This is a genomic window from Serratia sp. 4542, assembly GCF_016805595.1.
Lineage (GTDB): Bacteria > Pseudomonadota > Gammaproteobacteria > Enterobacterales > Enterobacteriaceae > Serratia > Serratia nevei.
Genome location: NZ_RXKV01000016.1, coordinates 1 through 23,901 on the forward strand (window position 1 = coordinate 1; position 23,901 = coordinate 23,901).

23 protein-coding genes are annotated in these 23,901 nt (G+C 60.2%); 3 read left to right on the top strand and 20 right to left on the bottom strand.

Annotation, left to right across the window (positions count from 1 at the left end; all coding sequences use genetic code 11):
• Positions 1 to 172: 172 nt before the first annotated feature.
• The 5 genes from hemG to EKL15_RS21380 form a co-directional block, all read right to left on the bottom strand.
• The gene (hemG, locus tag EKL15_RS21360) at positions 173 to 706 is read right to left on the bottom strand and encodes a menaquinone-dependent protoporphyrinogen IX dehydrogenase (RefSeq protein WP_070915670.1); all 534 of its coding nucleotides are present in this window, start codon (positions 704 to 706) and stop codon (positions 173 to 175) included.
• A gap of 21 nt (positions 707 to 727) precedes the next feature.
• Positions 728 to 2,179, bottom strand: a complete 1,452-nt coding sequence (trkH, locus tag EKL15_RS21365; protein WP_004934492.1) for a Trk system potassium transporter TrkH — start codon at positions 2,177 to 2,179, stop codon at positions 728 to 730.
• Positions 2,180 to 2,214: 35 nt separating this feature from the next.
• Positions 2,215 to 2,829: an IMPACT family protein gene (locus tag EKL15_RS21370; RefSeq protein WP_087762646.1), complete on the bottom strand. Its 615-nt coding sequence runs from the start codon at positions 2,827 to 2,829 to the stop codon at positions 2,215 to 2,217.
• A complete protein-coding gene (gene pepQ / locus EKL15_RS21375; protein WP_070915666.1) occupies positions 2,829 to 4,160 on the bottom strand; it encodes a Xaa-Pro dipeptidase in 1,332 nt (443 codons plus the stop codon). The genes EKL15_RS21370 and pepQ overlap by 1 nt, the downstream gene beginning before the upstream one ends.
• A gap of 112 nt (positions 4,161 to 4,272) precedes the next feature.
• A complete protein-coding gene (locus EKL15_RS21380) occupies positions 4,273 to 5,469 on the bottom strand; it encodes an MFS transporter (RefSeq protein ID WP_183907066.1) in 1,197 nt (398 codons plus the stop codon).
• A gap of 233 nt (positions 5,470 to 5,702) precedes the next feature.
• Here EKL15_RS21380 and fadB point away from each other — a divergent pair, with 233 nt between their 5' ends.
• Both fadB and fadA read left to right on the top strand, forming a co-directional pair.
• Positions 5,703 to 7,892 (top strand): fatty acid oxidation complex subunit alpha FadB, encoded by a 2,190-nt coding sequence (gene fadB / locus EKL15_RS21385; protein ID WP_203090329.1) that lies wholly within the window; start codon positions 5,703 to 5,705, stop codon positions 7,890 to 7,892.
• A gap of 10 nt (positions 7,893 to 7,902) precedes the next feature.
• Positions 7,903 to 9,066 carry an acetyl-CoA C-acyltransferase FadA gene (gene fadA / locus EKL15_RS21390; RefSeq protein WP_025304928.1) on the top strand — a complete coding sequence of 388 codons (1,164 nt, stop codon included), beginning with the start codon at positions 7,903 to 7,905 and terminating at the stop codon, positions 9,064 to 9,066.
• Positions 9,067 to 9,238: 172 nt separating this feature from the next.
• Here fadA and fre read toward each other — a convergent pair whose 3' ends face one another.
• The 3 genes from fre to pepE form a co-directional block, all read right to left on the bottom strand.
• Positions 9,239 to 9,940, bottom strand: coding sequence for an NAD(P)H-flavin reductase (gene fre / locus EKL15_RS21395; RefSeq protein ID WP_004934474.1), 702 nt, complete (start codon positions 9,938 to 9,940; stop codon positions 9,239 to 9,241).
• 50 nt (positions 9,941 to 9,990) lie between these two features.
• Positions 9,991 to 11,487, bottom strand: coding sequence for a 4-hydroxy-3-polyprenylbenzoate decarboxylase (gene ubiD / locus EKL15_RS21400; RefSeq protein ID WP_025304926.1), 1,497 nt, complete (start codon positions 11,485 to 11,487; stop codon positions 9,991 to 9,993).
• Between the two features lie 86 nt (positions 11,488 to 11,573).
• A complete protein-coding gene (pepE, locus tag EKL15_RS21405) occupies positions 11,574 to 12,299 on the bottom strand; it encodes a dipeptidase PepE (protein WP_060424139.1) in 726 nt (241 codons plus the stop codon).
• A 246-nt stretch (positions 12,300 to 12,545) separates the two neighbouring features.
• Between pepE and rfaH the strand changes: the two genes are divergently transcribed.
• Positions 12,546 to 13,034 (top strand): transcription/translation regulatory transformer protein RfaH, encoded by a 489-nt coding sequence (gene rfaH / locus EKL15_RS21410; protein WP_004934466.1) that lies wholly within the window; start codon positions 12,546 to 12,548, stop codon positions 13,032 to 13,034.
• A 45-nt stretch (positions 13,035 to 13,079) separates the two neighbouring features.
• On the opposite strand, the gene hemB is transcribed toward rfaH, so the two are convergent.
• The 12 genes from hemB to udp all read right to left on the bottom strand — a co-directional run bounded on the left by hemB (position 13,080) and on the right by udp (position 23,700).
• Entirely contained in the window at positions 13,080 to 14,102 is a 1,023-nt protein-coding gene (gene hemB / locus EKL15_RS21415; RefSeq protein WP_033636707.1) for a porphobilinogen synthase, read from the bottom strand.
• Positions 14,103 to 14,116: 14 nt separating this feature from the next.
• On the bottom strand, positions 14,117 to 14,899 hold the full coding sequence (gene tatD / locus EKL15_RS21420) for a 3'-5' ssDNA/RNA exonuclease TatD (RefSeq protein ID WP_070915677.1): 783 nt from the start codon (positions 14,897 to 14,899) through the stop codon (positions 14,117 to 14,119).
• 53 nt (positions 14,900 to 14,952) lie between these two features.
• Positions 14,953 to 15,723: a Sec-independent protein translocase subunit TatC gene (tatC, locus tag EKL15_RS21425; protein ID WP_004934456.1), complete on the bottom strand. Its 771-nt coding sequence runs from the start codon at positions 15,721 to 15,723 to the stop codon at positions 14,953 to 14,955.
• Positions 15,724 to 15,726: 3 nt separating this feature from the next.
• On the bottom strand, positions 15,727 to 16,296 hold the full coding sequence (gene tatB, locus EKL15_RS21430; protein ID WP_060424141.1) for a Sec-independent protein translocase protein TatB: 570 nt from the start codon (positions 16,294 to 16,296) through the stop codon (positions 15,727 to 15,729).
• Between the two features lie 3 nt (positions 16,297 to 16,299).
• Complete coding sequence (tatA, locus tag EKL15_RS21435; protein WP_004934452.1) at positions 16,300 to 16,563, bottom strand: Sec-independent protein translocase subunit TatA; 264 nt, start codon at positions 16,561 to 16,563, stop codon at positions 16,300 to 16,302.
• Positions 16,564 to 16,643: 80 nt separating this feature from the next.
• Positions 16,644 to 18,275: a ubiquinone biosynthesis regulatory protein kinase UbiB gene (gene ubiB / locus EKL15_RS21440; RefSeq protein WP_038874180.1), complete on the bottom strand. Its 1,632-nt coding sequence runs from the start codon at positions 18,273 to 18,275 to the stop codon at positions 16,644 to 16,646.
• Positions 18,272 to 18,880 (bottom strand): SCP2 domain-containing protein, encoded by a 609-nt coding sequence (locus tag EKL15_RS21445; protein WP_100396567.1) that lies wholly within the window; start codon positions 18,878 to 18,880, stop codon positions 18,272 to 18,274. Before EKL15_RS21445 ends, ubiB begins: the two co-directional genes overlap by 4 nt.
• A gap of 13 nt (positions 18,881 to 18,893) precedes the next feature.
• A complete protein-coding gene (gene ubiE, locus EKL15_RS21450) occupies positions 18,894 to 19,649 on the bottom strand; it encodes a bifunctional demethylmenaquinone methyltransferase/2-methoxy-6-polyprenyl-1,4-benzoquinol methylase UbiE (protein ID WP_025304918.1) in 756 nt (251 codons plus the stop codon).
• A gap of 78 nt (positions 19,650 to 19,727) precedes the next feature.
• The gene (rmuC, locus tag EKL15_RS21455; RefSeq protein ID WP_060424144.1) at positions 19,728 to 21,275 is read right to left on the bottom strand and encodes a DNA recombination protein RmuC; all 1,548 of its coding nucleotides are present in this window, start codon (positions 21,273 to 21,275) and stop codon (positions 19,728 to 19,730) included.
• A 140-nt stretch (positions 21,276 to 21,415) separates the two neighbouring features.
• Positions 21,416 to 21,946, bottom strand: coding sequence for a DedA family protein (locus EKL15_RS21460; RefSeq protein ID WP_019455291.1), 531 nt, complete (start codon positions 21,944 to 21,946; stop codon positions 21,416 to 21,418).
• Between the two features lie 79 nt (positions 21,947 to 22,025).
• The gene (locus tag EKL15_RS21465; protein ID WP_038874176.1) at positions 22,026 to 22,808 is read right to left on the bottom strand and encodes a tyrosine-protein phosphatase; all 783 of its coding nucleotides are present in this window, start codon (positions 22,806 to 22,808) and stop codon (positions 22,026 to 22,028) included.
• Between the two features lie 130 nt (positions 22,809 to 22,938).
• A complete protein-coding gene (udp, locus tag EKL15_RS21470; RefSeq protein WP_004934432.1) occupies positions 22,939 to 23,700 on the bottom strand; it encodes a uridine phosphorylase in 762 nt (253 codons plus the stop codon).
• Between the last annotated feature and the right edge of the window lie 201 nt (positions 23,701 to 23,901).

Here is a 23,901-nt window from a genome sequence, read left to right on the forward strand (position 1 = left end):
AGTCAAGCGTTTATTTCGCTTCCCTCTCGCTGACCCGGCGGCTTGTCAGTCGTTGTTCCCGGTCAGTGGAGGCGCATTATAGGGAGTTCTCGGCGGGCCGCAACCCCTAATTGCAAAAAACTTTTCAAGCGCGGGTTTTTTCGGCAAAACGCTGGCCAAACCCGCATTTTTGTCACTTTTCGTACTGGATCTGGCTAAATTCCTGGGCGAAACGGTCGACCTGCTGCCAATCGGTGTACTCCACTTCCTTACTGGTATCCGTTTCACCGCCCGTCATACGCATAATAAATTGAATCATGATGCGGTCGAACCAGCGATAGCGCGGATAACGCAATGCGCCGGCAAACACCGCGCACTGTTTTGGCTGCCACGGCGAGGCCAGCAGGAACTTGCGAGTATAAGCGTTGGTTTGCGGCGAGCGCTTTTCCGGTTTACGCGCGGTCAGGTTCACGGCAAAGAACGCGCTCGGCATTCGATTCAGTTGCTCGGCATGACGCTTGACGAATTTATCCAGCGCCGGGTTAAAGTGCCCGTAACGGATAGAAGCGCCGATCATCACCTGCTGATACTGGCTAAGATCGACCTGTTGCGCCTGCAGCAGATCGATCACCTCACAACGCAGCGTGTCCTGCAGCTTGCTTGCTATATAAGAAGCGATAGCGCGTGTTTGCCCGTCACGGCTCGAATAAAGTATCAATGCCTTCATGGCGTACTCCTTATATCAGACTCACTCACGCCAGAAGGTTGGCGTGAACAGCACCAGCAATGTGAACACTTCCAGGCGCCCGAACAGCATCGTCACCACCAGGATCCACTTGGCCGCCGCCGGCATCGTGGTGAAGTTATCCGCCACTACGCCCAGGCCGGGGCCGAGGTTATTGAGCGTTGCCGTCACTGCGGCGAACGCGGAAAAGTCGTCAACGCCGGTGGCAATGATCGCCAGCATGCTGACGATAAACACCAGCGCATAGGCAGAGAAGAATCCCCATACCGCCTCCAGGATGCGTTCCGGCAGCGCGCGGTTGCCCAATTTGATGGTATAGACCGCGTTGGGGTGCACCAACCTTTTCAACTCGCGCGATCCCTGCAGGTACAGAAGCAGGATACGGATCACCTTCAGGCCTCCGCCGGTCGAACCGGCGCAACCGCCGATGAACGCCGAGCACAGCAACAACATAGGCAGAAACAGCGGCCACTTGGCGATGCTGTCGGTCGTAAAACCGGCCGTGGTCGCCATCGATACCACCTGGAAGAACGCCTGATTGAGCGTTTCCATACCGCTCTTATAGACGCCATGCCCCCAGAGCACCAACGTGCATACCACCACCAGCGTCAACTGGACGAAGATGAACATGCGGAATTCAGGATCGCGCCCATACACCTTCAGACTGCGACCGCTTAGCAAAGCGAAGTGCAAGCCGTAGTTACAGCCTGAAATCAGCAGGAACACGGCGATGATGGTGTTGATGGTCGGACTGGCGTAATAACCGATACTGGCGTCGTGGGTAGAAAAACCGCCGATGGCAATGGTCGAGAAACTGTGGCCGATGGCGTCGAACACCGACATCCCAGCCCCCCAGAGCGCCAGCGCACAGGCGACGGTCAGCAATACATAGATTAGCCACAGGGTTTTGGCGGTTTCGGCGATGCGTGGACGCATCTTGTTGTCTTTCAGCGGCCCGGGCATTTCCGCCCGATACAGCTGCATGCCGCCGACGCCGAGTATCGGCAGTATCGCCACCGCCAATACGATGATCCCCATGCCGCCCATCCATTGCAGCATCTGGCGATAGAACAGAATGGCCTTCGGCAGCGAGTCCAATCCCACCAGCGTCGTCGCACCGGTGGTCGTCAATCCCGAGAAGGATTCAAAGAAGGCGTCGGTCAGCGACAGGTTGGGCCGTTCCGAAAACAGGAACGGTAATGCCCCCACGCTGCCCAGCACGGTCCAGAACAGCACGACGATCAGAAAGCCTTCTCGGGGCTTCAGCTCGTGTTTCTGTTTGCGGTTCGGCCACCACAGCATCAGACCGATGGTCAGCGCCACGAAGAAGGTTTGGCTGAACGCACGCCCCGCCCCATCGCGGTAAATCAATGCCACCAGGCCGGGAATAAACATCGTCCCGGAGAACAGGATGACCAGCAGACCAACGATACGGGTTATGGCGCGAAAATGCATTTCAGCACGATCCTTAGCAATTCAATTGGGAGGAATTATTGCGAAATGGGGGTTAATTGCAAATTACCGCGACTGAGATCACGCAATTTATTTCCAAACAGCTCGACCTCGGTGGCCGGCAAGGCCAGATGCAGCACGACGGCGGCGCCGTATTCGCCCTGCAGGATCCGGCCTGCGGTTTGCTGCAGCAAGTTCTCCACCAGCGCCAACTGCGCATAGTCGCACTGCAAGATATATTCTGCTTCCGGCACCTTTTGTACCAACGCCAACTGCTTCAACGCCTGTTGAACACCGTTGCCATAGGCTTTCACCAGCCCGCCGGTGCCCAACTTGACGCCGCCATAGTAACGAACGACCACGGCGGTCACTTCGCCGATACCGCTGCCCATCAGCTGCGCGAGGATCGGTTTGCCGGCGGTGCCCGACGGTTCTCCATCGTCGGAGAACCCCAGCTGCTGCGAGTCATCGGGGCTGCCGGCGACGAATGCCCAACAATGGTGCCGCGCCGTTGGGTGCTCATCCCGCACCTGCTGAATAAACGCCTTTGCCGCTTCTACCCCGCTGGTCGGCGCCAGCAGGGTGATAAAACGGCTCTTCTTTATTTCTTCGGTAAAGCAGGTTGCTTCCGCCGGTATCGGGTACGGCCGCATCAGGCCAGGTTCAGATCGCGCGTCATGTTCTCGATGCGCTTTTCGTGGATCACGATGTTGTCTTCGATGCGGATGCCGCCGTATGGCTTCAGCGCATCGATGCGATCCCAGGCGAAGTGCTGCTTGAACTCACCGCTGCGCCACGGCGCCAACAGAGAGTCGATGAAGTACAGACCCGGCTCGATGGTCAACACCATGCCCGGCTGCAACACGCGAGTGCAGCGCAGGAACGGATACTTGGACGGCGCCGCCAGATGGGTGCCTTGCTCGTCCTGCATAAAGCCGGCGGCGTCGTGCACCTGCAGGCCCAGCGGGTGGCCCAGCCCGTGCGGCAGGAACGGCGTAGTGATACCCGTTTCAACCATCGCCTCTTCGCTGAGGCCGTTCACCAACTTGTGATTCTTGAGCAGCTTGGCGATGCGCTGGTGCATCTGCACATGGTAGTCGGTATAACGCACGCCGGTTTTGATGGTGTCGATCAACGCCAGCTGCTCACCGTTGAGATCTTTCACCAGGTGGGCGAACTCGCTGCCGCTTTGCGCCGCGTAGGTGCGGGTCAGATCGGCGGCGTAGCCGTTATATTCCGCGCCGGCGTCGATCAGGAAACTCAGGGATTCGGCCGGCGGCTGATGATCCAGCTTGGTGTAGTGCAGCACCGAAGCGTGTTCGTTCAGCGCCACGATGTTGTCGTAAGGCACGTCGGTATCGCGGTGGCCGGTCGCCGTCAGGTAGGCCAGGTTGATGTCGAACTCGCTCATGCCGGAGAGGAAGGCCTCATGCGCCGCACGATGGCCGGTTACCGCCGTCTTCTGCGCTTCGCGCATGCAGGCCAGCTCATAGCCGGTTTTGATCGAACGGTGGAAATCCAGGTAGTTCAACACCGCTTTCGGGTTGATGTTCTCGGAAGGGATGCCGAGATCGCGGGCGCGCTGTTGCGCATAACCGATATAGCCCACGCGCTCGCGCTGCGGCGGAAGCTGCTGGGCGATGGCGTCGGCGTTGGCCAGCGGCATCAATTCAAGGGATTTGGTCCAGAAACTCTCCGGCAGCGGCTCTACGCTGTGCCAGTAGTCGACTGGGGAGTAGAACCACAGCTTCGGCTTGTTGACACCGTCGATCCACAACCAGCAGTTCGGCACCGACGTCACCGGCACCCAGGCTTTGAAATGCGCGTTCACTTTGAACGGATAGCTATGGTCGTCCAAAAATACCTTTTGCAGTTCCCCGGAGTGAATCAGCAGCGCATCCAACTTGTTGCGCTCCAGCACTTCGCGCGCGCGTTTTTGCAGCTCTGCCAGGTGGTCGTTATACAAAGAAGCCAGCGTTTCCATCACAGTACCCTTATGCCTTAGCACGAAAGAAGTCATCTTAACACAGCGCTCCGACGCACCAACCTCATCGCGTTGGGCATGCGGAGCAGCTCGCAATTCCCTGCAAATGCCGTTACATCCGCAGTTTAACCATTAGCCAACCGGCCAGGCCGAGCACCGCTATCGCCAGCGCCCACAGGCCATGGTGCTCCAACAACACCGCGCCGGCTGCGGCGACGCCCGCCAGACACTGCTGCAGAAAGCCACACAGTGCCATCGCATAGGCACCGTACTCTTTGGCGTCGCTGACCGCCATCGCCATGCTGTTGGGAAACAACACCGCCTGGCCAAAAATAGTCAGGCAATACAGCGCGATGAACAGCGCCATACCGGAAAGGCCGGCCAGAATGCCGCTCCACCACAATATCAGGATCGTCACCGTCGCCAGGGCCACGATGCCGCTGCCGGTTTGCATCAGTTTTTTCCCGCCGACGCGCGCCACCGTACGGTTCACCGTCAACGCGCCGCTAAAGTAGGCGATGCCGATCACCAAGCCCAGCGCGCCGAACGCCGTGACGTTGAGACCAAAACCCTGTTGCATGACGAACGGGCTCACCTCCTGCAGCGTCACCGTGGTGGCGAAACCCAGCCCGCCGACGCAGGCCGGCCAAAAAAATCCCGGCCGCTGCAGGATGGCGAAGTAGGTAGCCGTCATCGCCGGGCGAGGCCCGCGATCGCGACCCGCCTCCAGCGGCAGCGTCGCCATCAGCGCCAGAATGGCCAAACCGGTGGCACCCATCAAGACGAAGCCCATCTGCCAGTGCGAATATTGGCTGAGCAGGCCGCCGACGAACTGACCGCCGCCCAGCGCGGTGATAAAAGCGATAGAGAGCACCGACAGCCGCCGCGCCAGCTCGTCACCGCTCCAGTTATCCCGCACGATGATGCGTGCAATGATCGCCGCGCCACCGGCACCCACACCCTGCAGCGCGCGCAGCGCCAGCAGCTGGGCGCCGTTGCTGCACAGCGCCAACAGCCCGCTGCAGCCAATGAAAAGCAGCAGGGAAAGCGTCAGCGGCGCTCGGCGGCCAAAGCGATCGGCAGCCGCGCCCCAGAACAGCACCGGCAAGGCAGCGCCGATGACGAAGATCGAAATGGACAGCTCGGTGGCGCGCCGGCTCATTGCCAACTCGCGCATCACCGTCGGCAGCGAAGGCAGGTACACGGTCGTCGCCATCTGCGCCATAAATACCAACAGACACGCCAGCGTCATGGTTCTGGCGGGAATACTCCATAAGCCGCTGCGTTTGACACAAGCCGCCTTAGTCATGCCTTACCTCGTCTGAATGCTAAATCGCTGCAGGCAAGTGTATGAGGGCCGACAGACTCCAGCAAATGCCGATAGCACATAAAATATAACTTCGTTTTAAATCAAAAAACTAACTTGGCGAGATGTGATCCGACCAGCAAATATGCAATCTCTCATTTGCATATTTTTAACATAAAAACCACACTCCTCATCATCTGGTCATACCAGATCATACGCTGATTCAGGAGATAGACATGCTCTACCAAGGCGAAACATTACAACTGCACTGGCTCGATAACGGCATCGCCGAGCTGGTGTTCAACGCACCGGGCTCGGTCAACAAGCTGGACACCCGCACCGTCGCCAGCCTGGGCGAAGCGCTCACCGTGCTGGAAAACCAGCCTGAGCTGAAGGGGCTGCTGCTGCGCTCCTCCAAAGCCGCGTTTATCGTCGGCGCCGATATCACCGAATTCCTTTCTCTGTTCGCCGCACCGGCTGAAAAGCTGCAAGAGTGGCTGGTGTTCGCCAACAACGTCTTTAACCGGCTGGAAGATTTGCCGGTGCCGACCATTTCGGCCATTAACGGCTATGCGCTCGGCGGCGGTTGCGAATGCATTCTGGCGACCGATTTCCGCGCCGCCTCACCGGACGCGCGCATCGGCCTGCCGGAAACCAAATTGGGCATCATGCCGGGCTTCGGCGGTTCCGTCCGCCTGCCGCGCCTGCTGGGTAACGACAGCGCGCTGGAAATCATCGCCGCCGGCAAAGACGTCAGCGCCAAAGACGCGTTGAAAGTCGGTCTGGTGGATGCGGTAGTGGCACCGGAAAAACTGGCCGAAGCGGCGCTGAAAATGCTGCAACAGGCGATCGACGGCAAGCTGGACTGGCGCGCCGCGCGTCAACCTAAGCTGGAGCCGCTGAAGCTCAGCCCGATTGAAGCCGCGATGAGCTTCACCACCGCCAAAGGCATGGTGCTGCAGACCGCCGGGAAACATTACCCGGCGCCGATGACCGCGGTGAAAACCATTGAAGCCGCCGCCAAGCTGGGCCGCGATGAAGCGCTGAAACTGGAAACCGCCAGCTTCGTGCCGTTGGCGCGTTCCAACGAAGCGCGCGCGCTGGTCGGCATCTTCCTTAACGATCAGTTCGTGAAGGGCCAGGCGAAAAAGCTGGCCAAGAATGTGGATGCGCCGAAACAGGCGGCGGTGCTGGGCGCCGGCATCATGGGCGGCGGCATCGCCTACCAATCGGCGCTGAAAGGCGTGCCGGTGATCATGAAAGACATCAGCGACAAGTCGCTGACGCTGGGCATGAGCGAAGCGGCCAAACTGCTCAATAAGCAGCTGGAGCGCGGCAAACTGGATGGCCTGAAAATGGCGCAGGTGCTGTCGACCATTCAGCCGACGCTGGACTACGCCGGCATCGAACGCGCACAGGTGATCGTTGAAGCGGTCGTCGAGAATCCGAAGGTCAAAGCCGCCGTGCTGTCGGAAGTGGAAAACCTGATCGATGAGGACACCGTTCTGGCGTCGAACACCTCGACCATTCCGATTAATCACCTGGCAAAATCGCTGAAGCGCCCGCAAAACTTCTGCGGCATGCACTTCTTTAACCCGGTACACCGCATGCCGCTGGTTGAAATCATCCGCGGCGAACAGACCAGCGATGACACCATCGCCAAAGTGGTGGCCTACGCCAGCCGCATGGGCAAAACGCCAATCGTGGTGAACGACTGCCCGGGCTTCTTCGTCAACCGCGTGCTGTTCCCGTATTTCGCCGGCTTCAGCCTGCTGCTGCGCGACGGCGCCGACTTCCGTCAGATTGATAAAGTGATGGAAAAACAGTTCGGCTGGCCGATGGGCCCGGCCTACCTGCTCGACGTCGTGGGCATCGACACCGCGCACCACGCGCAGGCGGTAATGGCCGCCGGCTTCCCGGATCGCATCAGCAAAGACTATCGCGACGCCATTGACGTGATGTTCGACAACCAGCGCTTCGGTCAGAAAAATCAATTGGGCTTCTACCGCTACAGCCAGGACAGCAAAGGCAAACCGCGCAAGGACAACGACGAGCAGACCGACGCGCTGCTGGCCGAAGTGAGCCAACCGCGCCAGACCATCAGCGACGAAGAAATCATCGCGCGCATGATGATCCCGATGATCAACGAAGTGGTTCGCTGCCTGGAAGAGAAGATCGTCGCCAGCCCGGCGGAAGCCGATATGGCGCTGGTCTACGGCATTGGCTTCCCTCCGTTCCACGGCGGCGCGTTCCGCTACCTGGATACGCTCGGCACCGCCAACTACGTTGAGCTGGCCCAGCGCTACGCACACCTCGGCGCCCTGTATCAGGTGCCGGCCGGTCTGCGCGCCAAGGCCGAACGCAATGAAAGCTACTACCCGGTGGCGACACCGCTGTCCGACGTCGCTACCCGCCAACCGGCATGAGGTCATAAAGATGGAAAACGTAGTTATTGTTGATGCCGTACGCACGCCGATGGGCCGCTCCAAGGGCGGCGCCTTCCGCCAGGTGCGCGCCGAAGATCTCTCCGCTCACCTGATGCGTGAAGTGCTGAGCCGCAACCCGGCGCTGGATGCCGCCGAGATCGATGACATTTACTGGGGCTGCGTGCAGCAGACGCTGGAGCAAGGCTTCAACATCGCCCGCAACGCCGCGCTGCTGGCCGAGATCCCGCACCGCGTGCCGGCGGTGACCGTCAACCGCCTGTGCGGCTCTTCGATGCAGGCGCTGCACGACGCGGCGCGCGCCATCATGGTCGGCGACGCGCACGTCAGCCTGATCGGCGGCGTGGAACACATGGGTCATGTGCCGATGAACCACGGCGTGGATTTCCATCCGGGGCTGAGCCGCAGCGTGGCCAAAGCCGCCGGGATGATGGGGCTGACCGCCGAAATGCTGGCCAAGATGCACAACATCAGCCGCCAGATGCAGGATGAGTTTGCCGCCCGCTCCCACCAGCGCGCGCATGCGGCGACGCTGGCAGGGTACTTCAAAAACGAGATCATACCGACCAACGGCCACGACGCCGATGGCGTGCTGACCCGTTACGATTTCGATGAAGTCATTCGCCCGGAAACCACCGTCGAAAGCCTGTCGGCCCTGCGTCCGGCGTTCGATCCGGTCAACGGCACCGTCACCGCCGGCAGTTCTTCCGCCCTGTCGGACGGCGCTTCCGCCATGCTGCTGATGAGCGAATCGCGCGCCAAAGCGCTCGGTTTGAAGGCCCGCGCCCGCATCCGCTCGATGGCGGTCGTCGGCTGCGATCCTTCCATCATGGGTTACGGCCCGGTGCCGGCCAGCAAGCTGGCGCTGAAACGCGCCGGTCTGAGCGTGCAGGACATCGATCTGTTCGAGCTGAACGAAGCGTTCGCCGCCCAGTCGCTGCCGTGCATCAAGGATCTGGGGCTGATGGACAGCATCGACGACAAGATCAACCTGAACGGCGGCGCCATCGCGCTCGGCCACCCGCTGGGGTGTTCAGGCTCCCGCATCTCGACCACCCTGTTGAACAACATGGAACGTCGCGACGCGCAGTTCGGCCTGGCGACCATGTGCATCGGCCTGGGCCAGGGCATCGCCACCGTCTTCGAACGCGTTTAGCTGTGTCTATCTTGGGATGACCGCGTCACCACTTCAAATCGCGGCATCCCGCCAAGTTTAGTTGCCGTTCTTCCCGCCTGTCAGGGGCGGGTTTTTTATGCCTGAAGTTTGCCGGCGCCCAAATAAAAACGGGGCGACCCTCGGCCACCCCGTTCACTGCGCATCGCCTCTGTCAGATAAACGAAAACGCGTCGCCGAACATATGCGCTTCCAGCGCGCCGCGCTCGGCGCAGAAACGCTCACGGGCGATTTTCGCCATCTCGAAACGCCCGGCGATATAGATATCATGCTCCGCCAGCGTGCCGAAATCCTGCAGCACCGCGCTGAGCACGGTGCCGCTGCGGCCGCGCCATTCGGCTTCCGGCTGCTCGACCACCGGGATCACCTTCAGATTCGGATGCTGCAACGACAGCGCTTCCAGCTCGCTCAAATCGTACAGGTGCTTCAGCTCACGCCCGCCCCAGTAGATCGAAATGTCGCGATCGGGCTGCTGCTCCAACGCGGTCAACAAGATTGAACGCGCGTAAGAGAAACCGGTGCCGCCGGCGATCAGCACCAGCGGACGGCTGCCCTCTTCCCGCAGCCAGGCGTCGCCGTGCGGCACGTCGACGGTGATCGCCTGCTCTTTCAGGATGCGATCCATCACCGCCATGGCATACAGATTCAGCTCCGAAGCGCCGATGTGCAGCTCGATATAATCTTGCTGCGTCGGGGTAGATGCCAGCGAGAACGGACGCTTGTCGCGCTCGTCCATCACCACCATCAGATATTGCCCTGCCTTGAAAGAAAACGGCTGCTCGGGCACCAGACGTACCCGATAAACCGTATCGGTAATGGCCTCTACCGAGGTCACTTTACAGCTCAATATTGTCATGCGTTCCCTCTGTCGGGTCATCAATGCAAAGCTGAGAACAGGGCCTGACGCTACAGCGTCGGTTCCCTGTCACTGAAGATTGCGAGCTCATCCCAGATTTCGTCGACGCGCGCACGTACCTTTTCATCCATCTGAATCGGACGGCCCCATTCGCGATCGGTTTCACCCGGCCATTTATTGGTGGCGTCCAGCCCCATCTTCGAACCCAGGCCGGAAACCGGCGAGGCGAAGTCCAGATAGTCGATCGGCGTATTCTCCACCAGAACGGTATCCCTTGCCGGATCCATTCGTGTGGTGATCGCCCAAATCACGTCGTTCCAGTCGCGCGCATTGACGTCGTCATCGCAGACGATAACAAATTTGGTGTACATAAACTGCCGCAGGAACGACCAGACGCCCATCATCACGCGTTTAGCGTGGCCGGCGTACTGTTTTTTCATGGTCACTACTGCCAGGCGGTACGAGCACCCTTCCGGCGGCAGATAGAAATCGACGATTTCCGGGAACTGTTTTTGCAGGATCGGCACGAACACTTCATTCAGCGCCACGCCCAGGATCGCCGGCTCATCCGGCGGGCGGCCGGTATAGGTCGAGTGGTAGATCGCGTTGCGGCGCTGGGTGATGTGGGTGACGGTGAACACCGGGAACTGGTCGATTTCATTGTAGTAACCGGTGTGGTCGCCGTAAGGGCCTTCCGGCGCCATTTCACCCGGCTCGATATAGCCTTCCAGCACGATTTCGGCGCTGGCGGGCACTTCCAGATCGTTGGAAAGGCACTTGACCACTTCGGTTTTATTGCCGCGCAGCAGCCCGGCAAAAGCGTATTCAGACAAGGTATCCGGCACCGGCGTGACCGCACCGAGGATGGTGGCGGGATCGGCGCCCAGCGCTACCGCGACCGGGAAACGCTCGCCGGGGTGCGCCTGGCACCACTCCTGATAATCCAGCGCGCCGCCGCGATGCGACAGCCAGCGCATGATCACTTTGTTCTTGCCCAGCACCTGCTGGCGATAGATGCCGAGATTTTGCCGTTCTTTATGCGGGCCGCGGGTCACCGTCAGCCCCCAGGTAATCAGCGGCGCGGCGTCTTCCGGCCAGCAGTGCATCACCGGAATACGGCCCAGATCGACATCCTCACCCTGCCATACCTGCTCCTGACAAGGCGCGGATCCCAGCACCTTGGTCGGCATGTTCAGCACTTGCTTGAACTTCGGCATTTTGTCGAACAGATCGCGGAAGCCTTTCGGCGGCTCTGGCTCTTTGAGGAACGCCAGCAGTTTGCCGACTTCGCGCAGCGCGCTGATGTCTTCCTGCCCCATGCCCATCGCCACGCGATTGGCGGTGCCGAACAGGTTGCACAGCACCGGCATGTCGTAGCCTTTCGGGTTTTCAAACAGCAATGCCGGGCCGCCCGCCCGCAGGGTGCGATCGGCAATCTCCGTCATTTCCAGGTAAGGATCGATCGGCTGGCTGATGCGTTTTAGTTCCCCTCTCTTCTCCAGCAACGAGAGGAAATCGCGTAAGTCACGGTATTTCATGCTGATCATTATAACGGCCAGTGGGGAGGGCATTATAAGCCCTCTTCACGGTTGTTGCTGCAATTTTGTTAACGCCGCCCGCTGCGGGGTGGCCCTCAGCCGCAGTTGAACGGCACCAGCGTGGCCAGCGCACGCGTATCCTGATATTCGCGCGTCTCCTCGCCGTGGCGGAACACCTTGAAGCCCTGCCCGTTAGCGCTGAAGTAACGCAGCGCATCGCCTTCAACGTGCAGCAGGCTGCCTTCACGCAGCGCCACCACCGATTCACTCGGGTTGACCGCGCAGAACTCCGCCAGGCGCTCGTCACGGGTTTCGCCCATGTGGCCGCTGATATGCGCGTCGATGTAATGCGGGTTGATCTGCACCGGGAACAGCCCCAGCGCTGGCAGCACCACGCTGCAGCGCACCGGCATATCATTGGTGGTACGAATGCTCGGCGTAGCCACGTTGCAACCGGCGCTCCAGCCGACGTAAGGCACCTCACGCTCGCGCACCGCGCGCTGGATAGGCACGATCAGGCCTTGTTCGTGCAGCATTTGGTTCAGCAACCAGGTATTGCCGCCGCTGACCAAAATACACTCCGCCTGCGCGATCGCCGCCGCCGGCGAAGCGGCGTGGTGGATACTGGTGACTTCGATGCCCAGCGTTTGCGCCAGCTCCTGCGCACGCTGGTCGTAGTCATAACGGATCAGGGCGTAAGGGATAAAGACGGCGGATTTGATGCCGCGACGCGCAATCATCGCCAGCAGTTGGCTTTTGGCGTACCCCAGCAGCTCGGCTTCGCCAGACAGCTTGCCGTTGCTCAACAGAAACAGCTCCATTTCTTTCCCCCTCGGTCAAAAACGATGAATAGCGTCACAGCCGGTAGCGCAACGCCTTGCCATACTGTGACGGTAACAAATTTTCAGCCCTCTGTTATACCAGCGCCGTATCGATAAGTGTGTGACCCCTCGCTAATAGCCGCATATTCATAGAGATAGGTGATGTTACACGCTGAAACTTGCATCACTATGTATCCGGAATAGCTTTTGATATGCTTACCGGCTGGCAGAAAGGCATGTGAAATTATGGAATCCTGGTATCTACTTTATTGCAAACGCGGTCAGCTGTTGCGAGCGCAGGAACATCTGGAACGGCAGCAGGTAAACTGCCTCAGCCCGATCATCACGCTGGAAAAGATCGTGCGCGGCAAGCGCATCGCGGTCAGCGAACCCCTGTTTCCCAACTATCTGTTTGTGGAGTTCGACCCGGAGCGCATTCACACCACCACCATCAGCGCCACCCGCGGCGTCAGCCACTTCGTGCGTTTCGGCGCGTTGCCGAGCGTGATCCCGAGCAAGGTGATCGATGAGCTGCGCACGCACGCCAGCGAAACCTATGTCGATCCGGAAACCCCGCAGCCGGGGGATACCGTTCTGATCGTCGACGGCGTATTCGAAGGGCTGCAGGCGATCTACACCGAGCCGGACGGCGAGGCGCGTTCCATGTTGTTGCTGAACCTGATCAACAAACAGGTCAGTCAAAGCATCGACAACCGACAGTTCCAGAAGATGTAATGCAAAAGGCGCCCTCAGGCGCCTTTTTGTTGGCTCAGTTGGCGCTTAACGACGCATCGCGTCGTCGTGCAGCCACTGGGCGACACGCTTGGCGAAGTAGGTCAACACACCGTCGGCGCCGGCGCGTTTGAAACACATCAACGACTCCATCACCGCAGGTTGCTCTTGCAGCCAGCCGTTCTGAATCGCCGCCATATGCATCGCGTACTCGCCGGACACCTGATAAGCGAAGGTTGGCACGCCGAAGGTATCCTTCACGCGGCGTACGACGTCGAGGTACGGCATGCCCGGTTTCACCATCACCATGTCCGCGCCTTCCTGCAGATCCTGTGCAATCTCCTGCAGCGCTTCGTCGCTGTTGGCCGGATCCATCTGATAGGTCTTCTTGTTGCCGCCCTTCAGGTTGCCGCTGGAGCCCAGCGCATCGCGGAACGGGCCGTAGTAACAGGAAGCATACTTGGCGGAATAGGCCATAATCTGGGTATTCACCAGGCCCTGCAATTCCAGACGATCGCGGATCGCCCCGATGCGGCCGTCCATCATGTCACTCGGCGCCACGATTTCCGCACCCGCTTCGGCATGGGACAGCGCCTGACGCACCAGGATGTCTTTGGTCACGTCGTTAATCACATAGCCCTGCTCATCGATGACCCCATCCTGCCCATGCGTGGTGTAGGGATCGAGCGCTACGTCGGTCAGAATGCCCAGCTCAGGCACCGCGTCTTTCAGCGCGCGCACCGTGCGCTGCACCAACCCTTCCGGGTTATAGGCTTCTTCCGCATGCAGCGATTTCAGGCCCGGCTCGATCACCGGGAACAGGGAGATCACCGGCACGCCGAGTTTGGCAATGGTTTCCGCTTCTTTGACCAGCAGATCGATCGTCATGCGCGATACGCCCGGCATCGAGGCCACTTCTTCCTGACGGTTGCTGCCTTCCATGACAAACACCGGATAAATCAGGTCGTTGACCGTCAGTTGGTTTTCGGCGACCAGGCGGCGGCTGAAGTCATGACGGCGCACGCGGCGCATACGGCGACCAGGGAAGGTACCCGGAAATGCATAGCTCATAGTTTTCTCCTAGCTCAAACCAGCCGGAATAGCCGGCGGGCGTTCTCATCGGTTTTTTGCCCCAGCCATTGCGGCTCTTCCTGTCGCCAGACGGCGACCTGATGCACGATATGGGGCAGGAAACAGGGTTCGTTGCGGCGAGATGCGGGTTTAGGTTGTAAATCCCGGGGCAACAAATAAGGGGCGTCCGTTTCCAGCAACAGACGCTCGGCCGGGATCTGCGGCAACAGGGCGCGCAATTCCAGGCCGCGCCGCTCGTCGCAGACCCAACCGGTAATCCCGATCGACAGGCCCAGCGACAGGCAGCTTGTTAATTCTTCGGCGGTGCCGGTGAAGCAGTGCACCACGGCCGCGGGCAGTTTATCCAACCACGGCGTCAGTAGCTCGGCAAAACGTGCGTGTGCGTCGCGGCAGTGGAGAAACACCGGCAGCGCCAACTCCGCCGCCAGCGCCAGCTGCGCGGTGAACGCCGCTTCCTGCTGCGCGGGCGTCGAGAAGTTGCGATTGAAATCCAGGCCGCATTCGCCGATCGCCGCCACTTCAGGGCGCGCGGCCAACGCATAAATCTGCTCGGCGGTGTGTTCATCCCAACCGCTGGCGTAGTGCGGATGCACGCCGGCGGTAGACCAACCGTAGCCCGCATGTTGCTGCGCCAGTTCGGCGGCCTCGCGGCTCTCCGCCAGATCGGTGCCGGTAATCAACATCCCCGTCACGCCCGCAACGCGGGCGCGTTCCACCACCGCCTGGCGGTCTTTGGCGAATTGGCTGCTGGTGAGATTAACGCCGATATCAAACATGGTTTTTTCCAAAGCAAAAGCCGCCCAATGGGCGGCTTCGCAATCAATGTGGATCAGGGTGCTGGGGGTTCGTCACCCTCGTCTTCTTCTTCCGCCTGCGGGCGACGTTTACCGGTATAGAAGCGAGCGAAGAACACCCCCACTTCAAACAGCAGATACATCGGTATTGCCAACAGGGTTTGCGAGAACACGTCCGGCGGCGTCAACAGCATGCCGACCACAAACGCGCCGACCAACACATACGGCCGTTTCTTCTTCAGATCTTCCGGCGAGGTGACGCCGCTCCAGCACAGCAGAATGATGGCGACCGGCACTTCGAAGGCGACGCCAAACGCCATAAACAGCGCCATGACGAAATCGAGGTAGTTTTTAATGTCGGTCGCAATGGTCACCCCCATCGGCGCGGTCTTGGCAAAGAAGCCGAAGGCCAGCGGGAACACGATGAAGTAGGCGAAAGCCATGCCGAGGTAGAACAGCAGGCTGCTGGACACCAGCAGCGGCATCATCAGGCGGCGTTCATGCTTGTACAGCGCCGGTGCGATGAATGCCCACACCTGATACAGAATCATCGGCGCTGAGACGAACACCGAGACGATCATGGTCAGCTTGATCGGCGTAAAGAACGGTGACGCCACGTCGGTAGCGATCATGCTCGCCCCGGCCGGCAGCTGCTTGAGCAGCGGCGCAGAGACCAGCTGGTAGATGTCGTTGGCGAAAAACACCAGCACCACGAACACCGCCAGCACGCAAATAATCGAGTTCAACAGCCGCTTGCGCAGCTCTATCAGATGACTGATAAGGGGTTGGGTATCTTCAACAGCCATGTATTAACGATCGCCACTAGGTTGGTGAGACGCTGGGGTTTTATCCGCAACAGGTTCGACAGGTGCCGGCGCGGTTTCCACCGGCGCTTTAGCCTGCTGCGCTGGCACTGGCGCGGCCGGTGACACAGGCGCGACGGCCTCAGGCTCCGCTGCCGGTTTTGGCACGGCGGCGGGCGCGCTGGCGCTGGTTGCCGCTTCCGCCGGCGTCACGCCGTCGTGCAAGGCTTCCGGATCGGTGACCTGCGGGTTATGAATGGTGTTCGCCAGCTCTTCTTTCTCGCCCCGGTAGGTGCGTTTCAATGATTCCGCCGCGTCTTTCAGCTCATCCATTGACGCCTTCAGCTCCGGCGTCAGGTTCTGCAAACCGGCCTGTTCCGCTTTTTTCAGGCTGTCCTGCAGCTCCTGCAGCTTCAGTTCCTGAGACAGTTCGTGCTGCACCGAGGCCGCCAGCGAGCGCAGCGCGCGGATCCAGCCCGACACCGTTCTGACCGCGACCGGCAACCGTTCCGGCCCCAGAACAACCAGGCCGATCACCAGCACCAGCAGCAGCTCACTAAACCCAATGTCAAACACGGTTTATACCTGCTCTTTGTTCTTCGACTCTTCCGGTTTCACTTCCGGCTGCTTATCGGTAATAGGCTTGGCCGAGAAGTCAGCGTCATCCAGGCTGCTTTTCTCAGCCGTGTTGGGGGTCGACGGCGTGTCGTCGCCGATCGCCTTCTTGAAGCCCTTGATCGAGGCGCCGAGATCGGAGCCCAGCGTGCGCAGTTTTTTGGTACCGAACAGCAGCACCACGATCACTGCGATGATCAACAATTGCGTAATACTAATACCGCCCATTTTAATTACCTCTAATTTTAAAGGGTCTTTCAAAGCCAGCCCGCATTATAGGGCCGACTTTACCAGAGTGACGAATTAAATCAGGTGGTTCGCTTCCAGCCAATCACCCAGCATACGATGCCGGCGGCCATCATCCAGGCAGGAAACACCTCGATTTGCCCCAGCAGCAACAGCGTGCCGCTTACCAAGAGTGTAGCGCCAACGCCGAACAAATAACGTGACTGCCCCTGACGAACCCGCTGAGCCTGCATTTGGTTGGTCAGCTTATCAACGCTTTGTTGCAACAGTTTATGCTGCTGCAGGCTGTCGTAAAACAGCTCGGGCAGTTCCGGCAGCTTCTCCGCCCAGAACGGTGCTTTTTCTTTCAGCGCGCGCACCACGGCAGGGATGCCGACCTGATCGCGCAGCCAGCTCTCAAGGAACGGCTTGGCCGTGGTCCACAGATCCAGCTGCGGGTAGAGCTGGCGCCCCAGTCCTTCAACATACAGCAAGGTCTTCTGCAATAACACCAGCTGCGGCTGCACTTCCATATTGAAGCGGCGTGCGGTGTTGAACAGGTTCAGCAGCACGTTGCCGAAGGAAATCTCCGCCAGCGGTTTCTCGAAAATCGGCTCGCACACGGTGCGGATGGCGAATTCAAAGTCTTCCACATTGGTGTCGCGCGGCACCCAACCGGAGTCGACGTGCAGTTCCGCCACCTTGCGGTAATCGCGGTTGAAGAAGGCGATGAAATTTTCCGCCAGGTAGCGTTTATCATCCTTGTTCAGCGAGCCGACGATGCCGCAGTCGATGCCGATATAGCAAGGATCTTCCGGATGTTCGTAGCTGACGAAAATATTACCGGGATGCATGTCCGCATGGAAGAAGCTGTCGCGGAATACCTGGGTAAAGAACACCTGAACGCCGCGTTCCGCCAACAGTTTCATGTTGGTGCCCTGCTGCTCCAGCGTGGCGATATCCGAGACTGGAATGCCGTAGATGCGCTCCATCACCAATACGCTTTCACGGCAGTAGTCGGAATAAACTTCCGGTACGTACAGCATCGGGCTGCCGTCGAAATTGCGGCGCAGCTGAATGGCGTTGGCCGCTTCTCGCAGCAGGTTCAATTCGTCCAGCAGGGTTTTCTCGTACTCGCGCACCACTTCGCGCGGGCGCAGACGGCGGCCGTCCGGCAACAGCTTCGGCACCCAGCCGGCCAAACGGTACATCAGGCGCACGTCGGCCTTGATGATCGGCCCGATATCCGGCCGGATCACCTTCAGCACTACTTCCTGGCCGGTGGTTTTGAGCCGCGCGGTATGCACCTGCGCGATCGAAGCAGAGGCCAACGGCTGCTGATCGAAATCGTCGAACCAGGTTTCCAGCGGGCCGCCCATCGCCAGTTCGATATGTTTACGCGCCAGCGCGCCGTCGAAAGGCGCGACCCGGTCCTGCAACAAAGTCAGCTGATCGGCAATCTGCGGCGGAAACAGATCGCGGCGGGTCGACATCATCTGGCCGAACTTGATCCAGACCGGCCCCAGCTCCTGCAGCGCCAGCCGCAGGCGTTCACCCAGCGGCTTGTCCTTGTGCCGATTCGGCATCCAGAACAGCAGCCGGCGGCCGAAGCGCAGCGGCAGCGTCAAACGCATTTTAGGGATCAGTTCGTCCAGCCCATAGCTGAGAAAAACGCGGACGATAAAATACAAACGGCGCAGTTCGCCTGGGGTCATCGCTTGCCCTCCAACTTGTCCATGCGGGCAGACAGCGCTTCCGCGCTGCGGGCGAGTGCATCAACTTCCTCGTTGAACCACACCACTTCCAGCGGCCCCGGTGCCAGACGCCACTCTTCCGTCAATGCCTCCGCCATGTCCTGCTGCCGGCGCATAAAGCCGGTTTTCAGCAGCGAGGCGCCTTTTCCCAGCGCCTGCGTAATGCCCTGGGCGGCGATATCGCCGATATAGGGCGCCAGCCACTCCGCCAGATCCCACTCCGCCAGATCGAGCAGGCCAACCAGCTGTTGCACCACCTGAATATCGCCTTCCACCGTCAATTCGCCGCTGCGCATCAGCACCGGCAACTGCTGGCGATCGCGCAGCTTCAGTAAGGCGGGAATGCGGCTGCGCACGGTGCAATCGGCGCTGTCCTCAGACTGGCCCAGCACGTCCACGCGCAGTTCGCTGAACACCAGCACCAGCGGTGAAGCCAGCTCTTCCAGTTCGATACGCAGCACCTTGCCCGCCAGGCGTTGGCGAGCGGCTTTCATGCTGCGATCGCGAAACAGCAGATTATTCAGCGAGGTTTCCAGCGCACCGGTCAGCAGAGGGGTAAACAGCATCGGCATCTCCCTCTCAGAACTTGAAGCCGCGATGCAGGGCGACAATCCCACCGGTCAGGTTGAAATAGGTGACGTTTTCAAAACCGGCGTTGCCCATCATGCCCTTCAGGGTTTCCTGATCGGGGTGCATGCGGATCGATTCCGCCAGGTAGCGGTAGCTGTCCGGATCCTTCACCACCAGCTCGCCGATCTTCGGCAATACGTGGAACGAGTAGGCATCGTAAGCTTTGCTCAGCGGCGCCAGCAGCGGCTTGGAGAATTCCAGCACCAGCAGGCGGCCACCCGGCTTCAGCACGCGGAACATCGAGCGTAGCGCTTTGTCTTTGTCGGTGACGTTGCGCAGGCCAAAGGAGATGGTGATGCAATCGAAGTAATTGTCCGGGAACGGCAGCGCTTCGGCGTTGGCCTGCACGTAATTGATGTTGCCGACGATGCCGCGATCGCGCAGCTTCTCGCGTCCCATCTTCAGCATCGAATCGTTGATGTCCGCCAGCACCACCTGCCCCTGCTCGCCGACCATGCGGGAGAACTTGGCCGCCAGATCGCCGGTACCGCCGGCCAGATCCAGCACGCGCTGCCCACGGCGCACGCCGCTGCAGTCAATGGTGAAACGCTTCCAGATACGGTGGATGCCGAACGACATCAGGTCGTTCATCACGTCATACTTTGCCGCTACCGAATGAAAAACGTCCGCCACCATGGCCTGTTTTTCGTCTCTAGCGACGGTGCGAAAACCGAAATCGGTGGTTTCCTGCGGTTGATCTGCCATTGTCCTGCCTGCTATTCAGTCAATTTTGTGTGGATGAGTGTACCAGAAGCCTGGGGAATACCCCACCTCGCCACGGCCTCAGCCGTGCGAAACGAAGCCCGGTTCCCCGGCGGTATCGTCATCGTCTTTCGTCTGCGGCAGCGCGGCGACATCATCGTCGTTCGCCTCTTCCGCTTCATCGTGTTGCGCGCCGGCTTGCTGCGCCAGCAGCGGGTTGATCGGCCGTTTGACCTCAACCCCCAACGCGCGGAAACCTTCAATTTGGCCGATAAGGTTACCACGGCCTTCGCTCAGTTTGTTCATCGCCTGACGATAACTGCCCTGCGCTTTGTCCAGGCTCTGCCCCAGCGCGGACATATCGTCCACGAACAGCCGCATCTTGTCATACAGTTTCGCCGCGCGATCGGCGATGCGCTGGGCGTTCTGACTTTGATGCTCATAGCGCCACAGGTTGGTGATAGTGCGCAGCGCCACCAGCAACGTGGTCGGGCTGACCAGCATGATGTTGTGCTTGAGCGCTTCGCTGATCAGCTCCGGCTCGCGATCGATAGCCAGCAGGAAGGCGGGCTCGACCGGAATGAACATCAGCACATAGTCCAGCGAGCGCAGCCCCGGCAGCTGCTGATAGTCCTTGCGGCCCAGCATGCGAATGTGGCCGCGCAGCGAGGCGATATGTTCGCTCAGCGCCGCTTCGCGCTCCACCTCGTCTTCACCGTTGAAATAGCGCTCGTAGGCGATCAGCGACATCTTAGCGTCGATCACCACGTCCTTGCCCTGCGGCAGGCGCACGATCACATCGGGCTGCATGCGGCTCTGGTGATCCACCCGCACGTTGACCTGCGTTTCATACTCGTGCCCTTCGCGCAGGCCGGAGGCCTCCAGCACCCGGCTCAGCACCACTTCGCCCCAGTTGCCCTGCGTTTTGTTGTCGCCTTTAAGCGCCTTGGTGAGGTTAATGGCCTCGCGCGCCATCTGTGCGTTCAACTGCTGCAGATTACGTATTTCGTGCGTCAGCGTGTGACGTTCCCGCGCCTCCTGACCAAAGCTGTCCTGCACCTGACGGCGGAAACCGTCCAGCTGTTCACGCAGCGGCAGCAGCAACCGATCCAAGCTTTGCTTATTTTGCTCGTCCACCTTGCGGCCGCTGTGTTCAAAAATGCGGTTGGCGAGGTTTTCAAACTGGGTGGTGAGGCGTTGTTCGCTGTTGATAAGCAGGCGCTGCTTCTCCTCCGCCGCCATGCGCGTCTCTTCCAGACGGATGGTGACTTCGCGCAGCTCGGCCTCCTGCGCGCTGTTAACCTCGCGCTGGGCGCGCAGCTCCTGGTTGAGCAATTCGCATTCGTTGCGCCAATGGTTGAGCTGTTGAAGCTTTTCATGCCCGGCCGCCAGCTGGCTGTGCAGGTTACGCAGCTCCAGCTCACTCTGCCGCAGCTGCTGCTCGTGGCGCTGCAGAGCCTCCTGCCGCGCCGCCGTTTCCTGCTGCGCCTGCTGCAACGCTTGCTCCAGCAACCGCAGCTCGGTTTCATGTTGCGCATTCGTCTGCTGCACCCGCAGACTGGCGATCAGCCACCCCAACAGCATGCCGATCGTTACGCCGCCAATCCCATAAATCAGACTGGTATCCACCCTGCCTCCTGTTGCACCTTGCCGTTCCGGCGTTTCGCACGCCCATTGCCCGTCACGTTAAGGGGAGCCTGTATGGATGTCCAGCCTGATTTTGCCCGCCGCGCACAATATTGCGCGGCGCTGCGCAATTTAGCGAGAAATCAGCCCAGCCACTGGCTGAGCCACTTGATGCCGAATGCCCCCGGCGCCAGAATGCCGAACGCCCAGATCATCGCCGACGTGACGTTGGCTAACTGGAAATAACGCTGCGGCATGCCGCAAATGCCGCCCACCAGCGGCACCACGGCGCGCAGCGGGCCGAAAAAGCGGCCGATGAAGATGCCCAGCACGCCCCAGCGTTCAAAGAACGCGTGGCCGCGCGCCAGCAGCTGCGGATTGCGCGACAGCGGCCACATATGCGCCACCCGGTCCTGATAGTGATAGCCGATCCAGTAAGAGAGCCAGTCGCCGAAAAACGCCCCGACGGCGGCAGCGGCCCAAATCGGCCAAAAGGCGATGCCGCTTTCGCCGATCAGCGCGCCCAGCGCCAGCAGGATCACCGTGGCCGGCAGCAGCAGCGACAAAAACGCCAGCGACTCGCCGAACGCCAGGAAAAAGATGATGGGAATGGCCCAGCCTTCGTGCTGACGCACGACGTCGCTGACCCAGTTGATAACGTCATTGAGGCTCAATGCGGGGCTCCTGATACGCGATAATTCGCCGCCTAGGATAGGCCGGGGCGAGTTAAACCCCGGCTAAACGCGCGGCGATTTACTCGAGGTAGAACGCCTGCAGCGCTTCGCGCTGGGCTGCGCCCAGGCCGTATTCCGCTTCCAGCCAGCGGTCGGTGGAACCGTATTGCTGACGGATGCAGCCCAACGCCGTCATCAGGAACTCCTCGCGCGCGCTGAGCACGTAGGCGAATTGCTCCAGCGCCGCCGCATTCAGCTTGATAGACAGCTGATCCAGCATCTGCTCGCGGAAAGTGGCCAGCGTGGTTTCGGTCAGCAGATAGTCTTCCAGCACCGTCGCTTCGTCGGCCCCCAGCGCGAACAGCACCAGTGCCGAACCGACCCCGGTGCGATCCTTGCCGACCGCGCAGTGCTGCACGATGGCGCCGCCGCCAGGATTGCTCAACAGCTGCGCCAGCCGCTGATAGGCCGCATTGCCGAACGGCAGGCGGCGATACAGCTCCAGCATGAACGCCCGGGCGTCGAAAGCGGCCAACGTTTCGTTGGTGAGCTTCTCCAGGTTGGCGTTGACTTCGCTGCTCAGCGGGTTGGCCGGCACGTGGTGATAGTCGGCGCCACTCCACAGAATATCCGGCTTGGCCTGCACCTCGTCGGCATCGCGGTAGTCCAGCACCGAGCGCACCGGCACGCCGGCGAGAAAGGTGCAGTCGTTTTCCGTCAGCCGCTCGAGGGAACCGGAGCGGAACAGCAGGCCGCGCTTGATGCGGCGCCCGTCGGCCACGCCGTTGCCGCCGAAGTCGCGGAAATTGATGCCGCCGTCGAGCGGCGCGAGCGAAGGATGAAGCAGGATCTGGGCGGTCATAAACGTCCTCGTTGTTTTTGTTATGACAACGCGCGGCAGCCATCGGCGCAGCGCTGAGGAGTATCACCGTAACAGATTCGCCGCGAATGGAAAAACGGGCCGCGTCGACGGCCCGCTGGGGGAAAGGCGATTACAGCAGGCGGCGGGCGGCGTCCACCACGATCTGCACCGCTTTGCTTTCGGTGTTTTTCATGGTCTCGGCGTTCGGGATCTCTTGCTGGGTGCGGTTGACGATCACCCCAGCCACCATGCCGGCACGCAGGCCCTGGCTGGCGCACATGGTCAACAGCGTGGCGGATTCCATTTCATAGTTCATCACGCCCATCGCCTGCCACTCTTCCATCGAGCCTTTGAAACGGCTGACCACGCGGCCGGAGTAAGTGTCGTAACGCTCCTGGCCCGGATAGAAGGTATCGGAGGAAGCGGTCACGCCGATGTGCGTGGTAGCGCCGCTAGCCTTGGCCGCTTCCACCAGCGCGGTGGTGCAGGCGAAGTCCGCGACTGCCGGGAACTCCATCGGTGCAAAGTGCAGGCTGGCGCCGTCGAGGCGTACCGCCGCCGTGGTGACCAGCACGTCACCGACGTTGATGTTCGCCTGAATGGCGCCGGTGGTGCCGATGCGCAGGAAAGTGCGAATGCCCAGCTGCGCTAGCTCTTCCACCGCGATAGAGGTAGACGGGCCGCCGATACCGGTAGAACAGACGATCACCGCCTTGCCGTCCAGCTCCGCGCGCCAGGTAGTGAATTCACGATGGGAGGCCAGATGCACCGGATTTTCCATCAGCTTGGCAATCTTCTCTACGCGCTGCGGATCGCCCGGCACGATGGCAAGCTGGGCCCCTTGTAAATCGTTCTTGGTGAGGCCGAGATGAAAAACGTCAGACTGAGACATACGAGACTCCTCATGGATCATGTTTATTGGGAGGAACAAAAAAGCACTCTACTGAAAATCGCCGCTTAATTTCGTGACGATAGTCACTATGAAAAGAGAAACAAATTACATGCTACATATTTTTTGTGATTTTTATCACAAAAAAGCACTGTAACGCCCCCAGAGCGCACCGCTATACCTCAGTCTAGCCGACAAATCTTG

Excerpts from the sequence above, each read along its gene's own strand:
- EKL15_RS21465 (WP_038874176.1), bottom strand. The coding sequence starts at position 22,808 with ATGACCGCCCAGATCCTGCTTCATCCTTCGCTCGCGCCGCTCGACGGC.
- EKL15_RS21445 (WP_100396567.1), bottom strand. The coding sequence starts at position 18,880 with ATGCTGTTTACCCCTCTGCTGACCGGTGCGCTGGAAACCTCGCTGAAT.
- trkH (WP_004934492.1), bottom strand. The coding sequence starts at position 2,179 with ATGCATTTTCGCGCCATAACCCGTATCGTTGGTCTGCTGGTCATCCTG.
- pepE (WP_060424139.1), bottom strand. The coding sequence starts at position 12,299 with ATGGAGCTGTTTCTGTTGAGCAACGGCAAGCTGTCTGGCGAAGCCGAG.
- EKL15_RS21370 (WP_087762646.1), bottom strand. The coding sequence starts at position 2,829 with ATGCGGCCGTACCCGATACCGGCGGAAGCAACCTGCTTTACCGAAGAA.
- pepQ (WP_070915666.1), bottom strand. The coding sequence starts at position 4,160 with ATGGAAACGCTGGCTTCTTTGTATAACGACCACCTGGCAGAGCTGCAA.
- udp (WP_004934432.1), bottom strand. The coding sequence starts at position 23,700 with ATGTCTCAGTCTGACGTTTTTCATCTCGGCCTCACCAAGAACGATTTA.
- fadA (WP_025304928.1), top strand. The coding sequence starts at position 7,903 with ATGGAAAACGTAGTTATTGTTGATGCCGTACGCACGCCGATGGGCCGC.
- ubiE (WP_025304918.1), bottom strand. The coding sequence starts at position 19,649 with ATGGCAGATCAACCGCAGGAAACCACCGATTTCGGTTTTCGCACCGTC.
- tatD (WP_070915677.1), bottom strand. The coding sequence starts at position 14,899 with ATGTTTGATATCGGCGTTAATCTCACCAGCAGCCAATTCGCCAAAGAC.
- rfaH (WP_004934466.1), top strand. The coding sequence starts at position 12,546 with ATGGAATCCTGGTATCTACTTTATTGCAAACGCGGTCAGCTGTTGCGA.
- EKL15_RS21380 (WP_183907066.1), bottom strand. The coding sequence starts at position 5,469 with ATGACTAAGGCGGCTTGTGTCAAACGCAGCGGCTTATGGAGTATTCCC.
- tatC (WP_004934456.1), bottom strand. The coding sequence starts at position 15,723 with ATGGCTGTTGAAGATACCCAACCCCTTATCAGTCATCTGATAGAGCTG.
- hemB (WP_033636707.1), bottom strand. The coding sequence starts at position 14,102 with ATGAGCTATGCATTTCCGGGTACCTTCCCTGGTCGCCGTATGCGCCGC.
- tatA (WP_004934452.1), bottom strand. The coding sequence starts at position 16,563 with ATGGGCGGTATTAGTATTACGCAATTGTTGATCATCGCAGTGATCGTG.
- hemG (WP_070915670.1), bottom strand. The coding sequence starts at position 706 with ATGAAGGCATTGATACTTTATTCGAGCCGTGACGGGCAAACACGCGCT.
- ubiB (WP_038874180.1), bottom strand. The coding sequence starts at position 18,275 with ATGACCCCAGGCGAACTGCGCCGTTTGTATTTTATCGTCCGCGTTTTT.
- ubiD (WP_025304926.1), bottom strand. The coding sequence starts at position 11,487 with ATGATCAGCATGAAATACCGTGACTTACGCGATTTCCTCTCGTTGCTG.
- fadB (WP_203090329.1), top strand. The coding sequence starts at position 5,703 with ATGCTCTACCAAGGCGAAACATTACAACTGCACTGGCTCGATAACGGC.
- fre (WP_004934474.1), bottom strand. The coding sequence starts at position 9,940 with ATGACAATATTGAGCTGTAAAGTGACCTCGGTAGAGGCCATTACCGAT.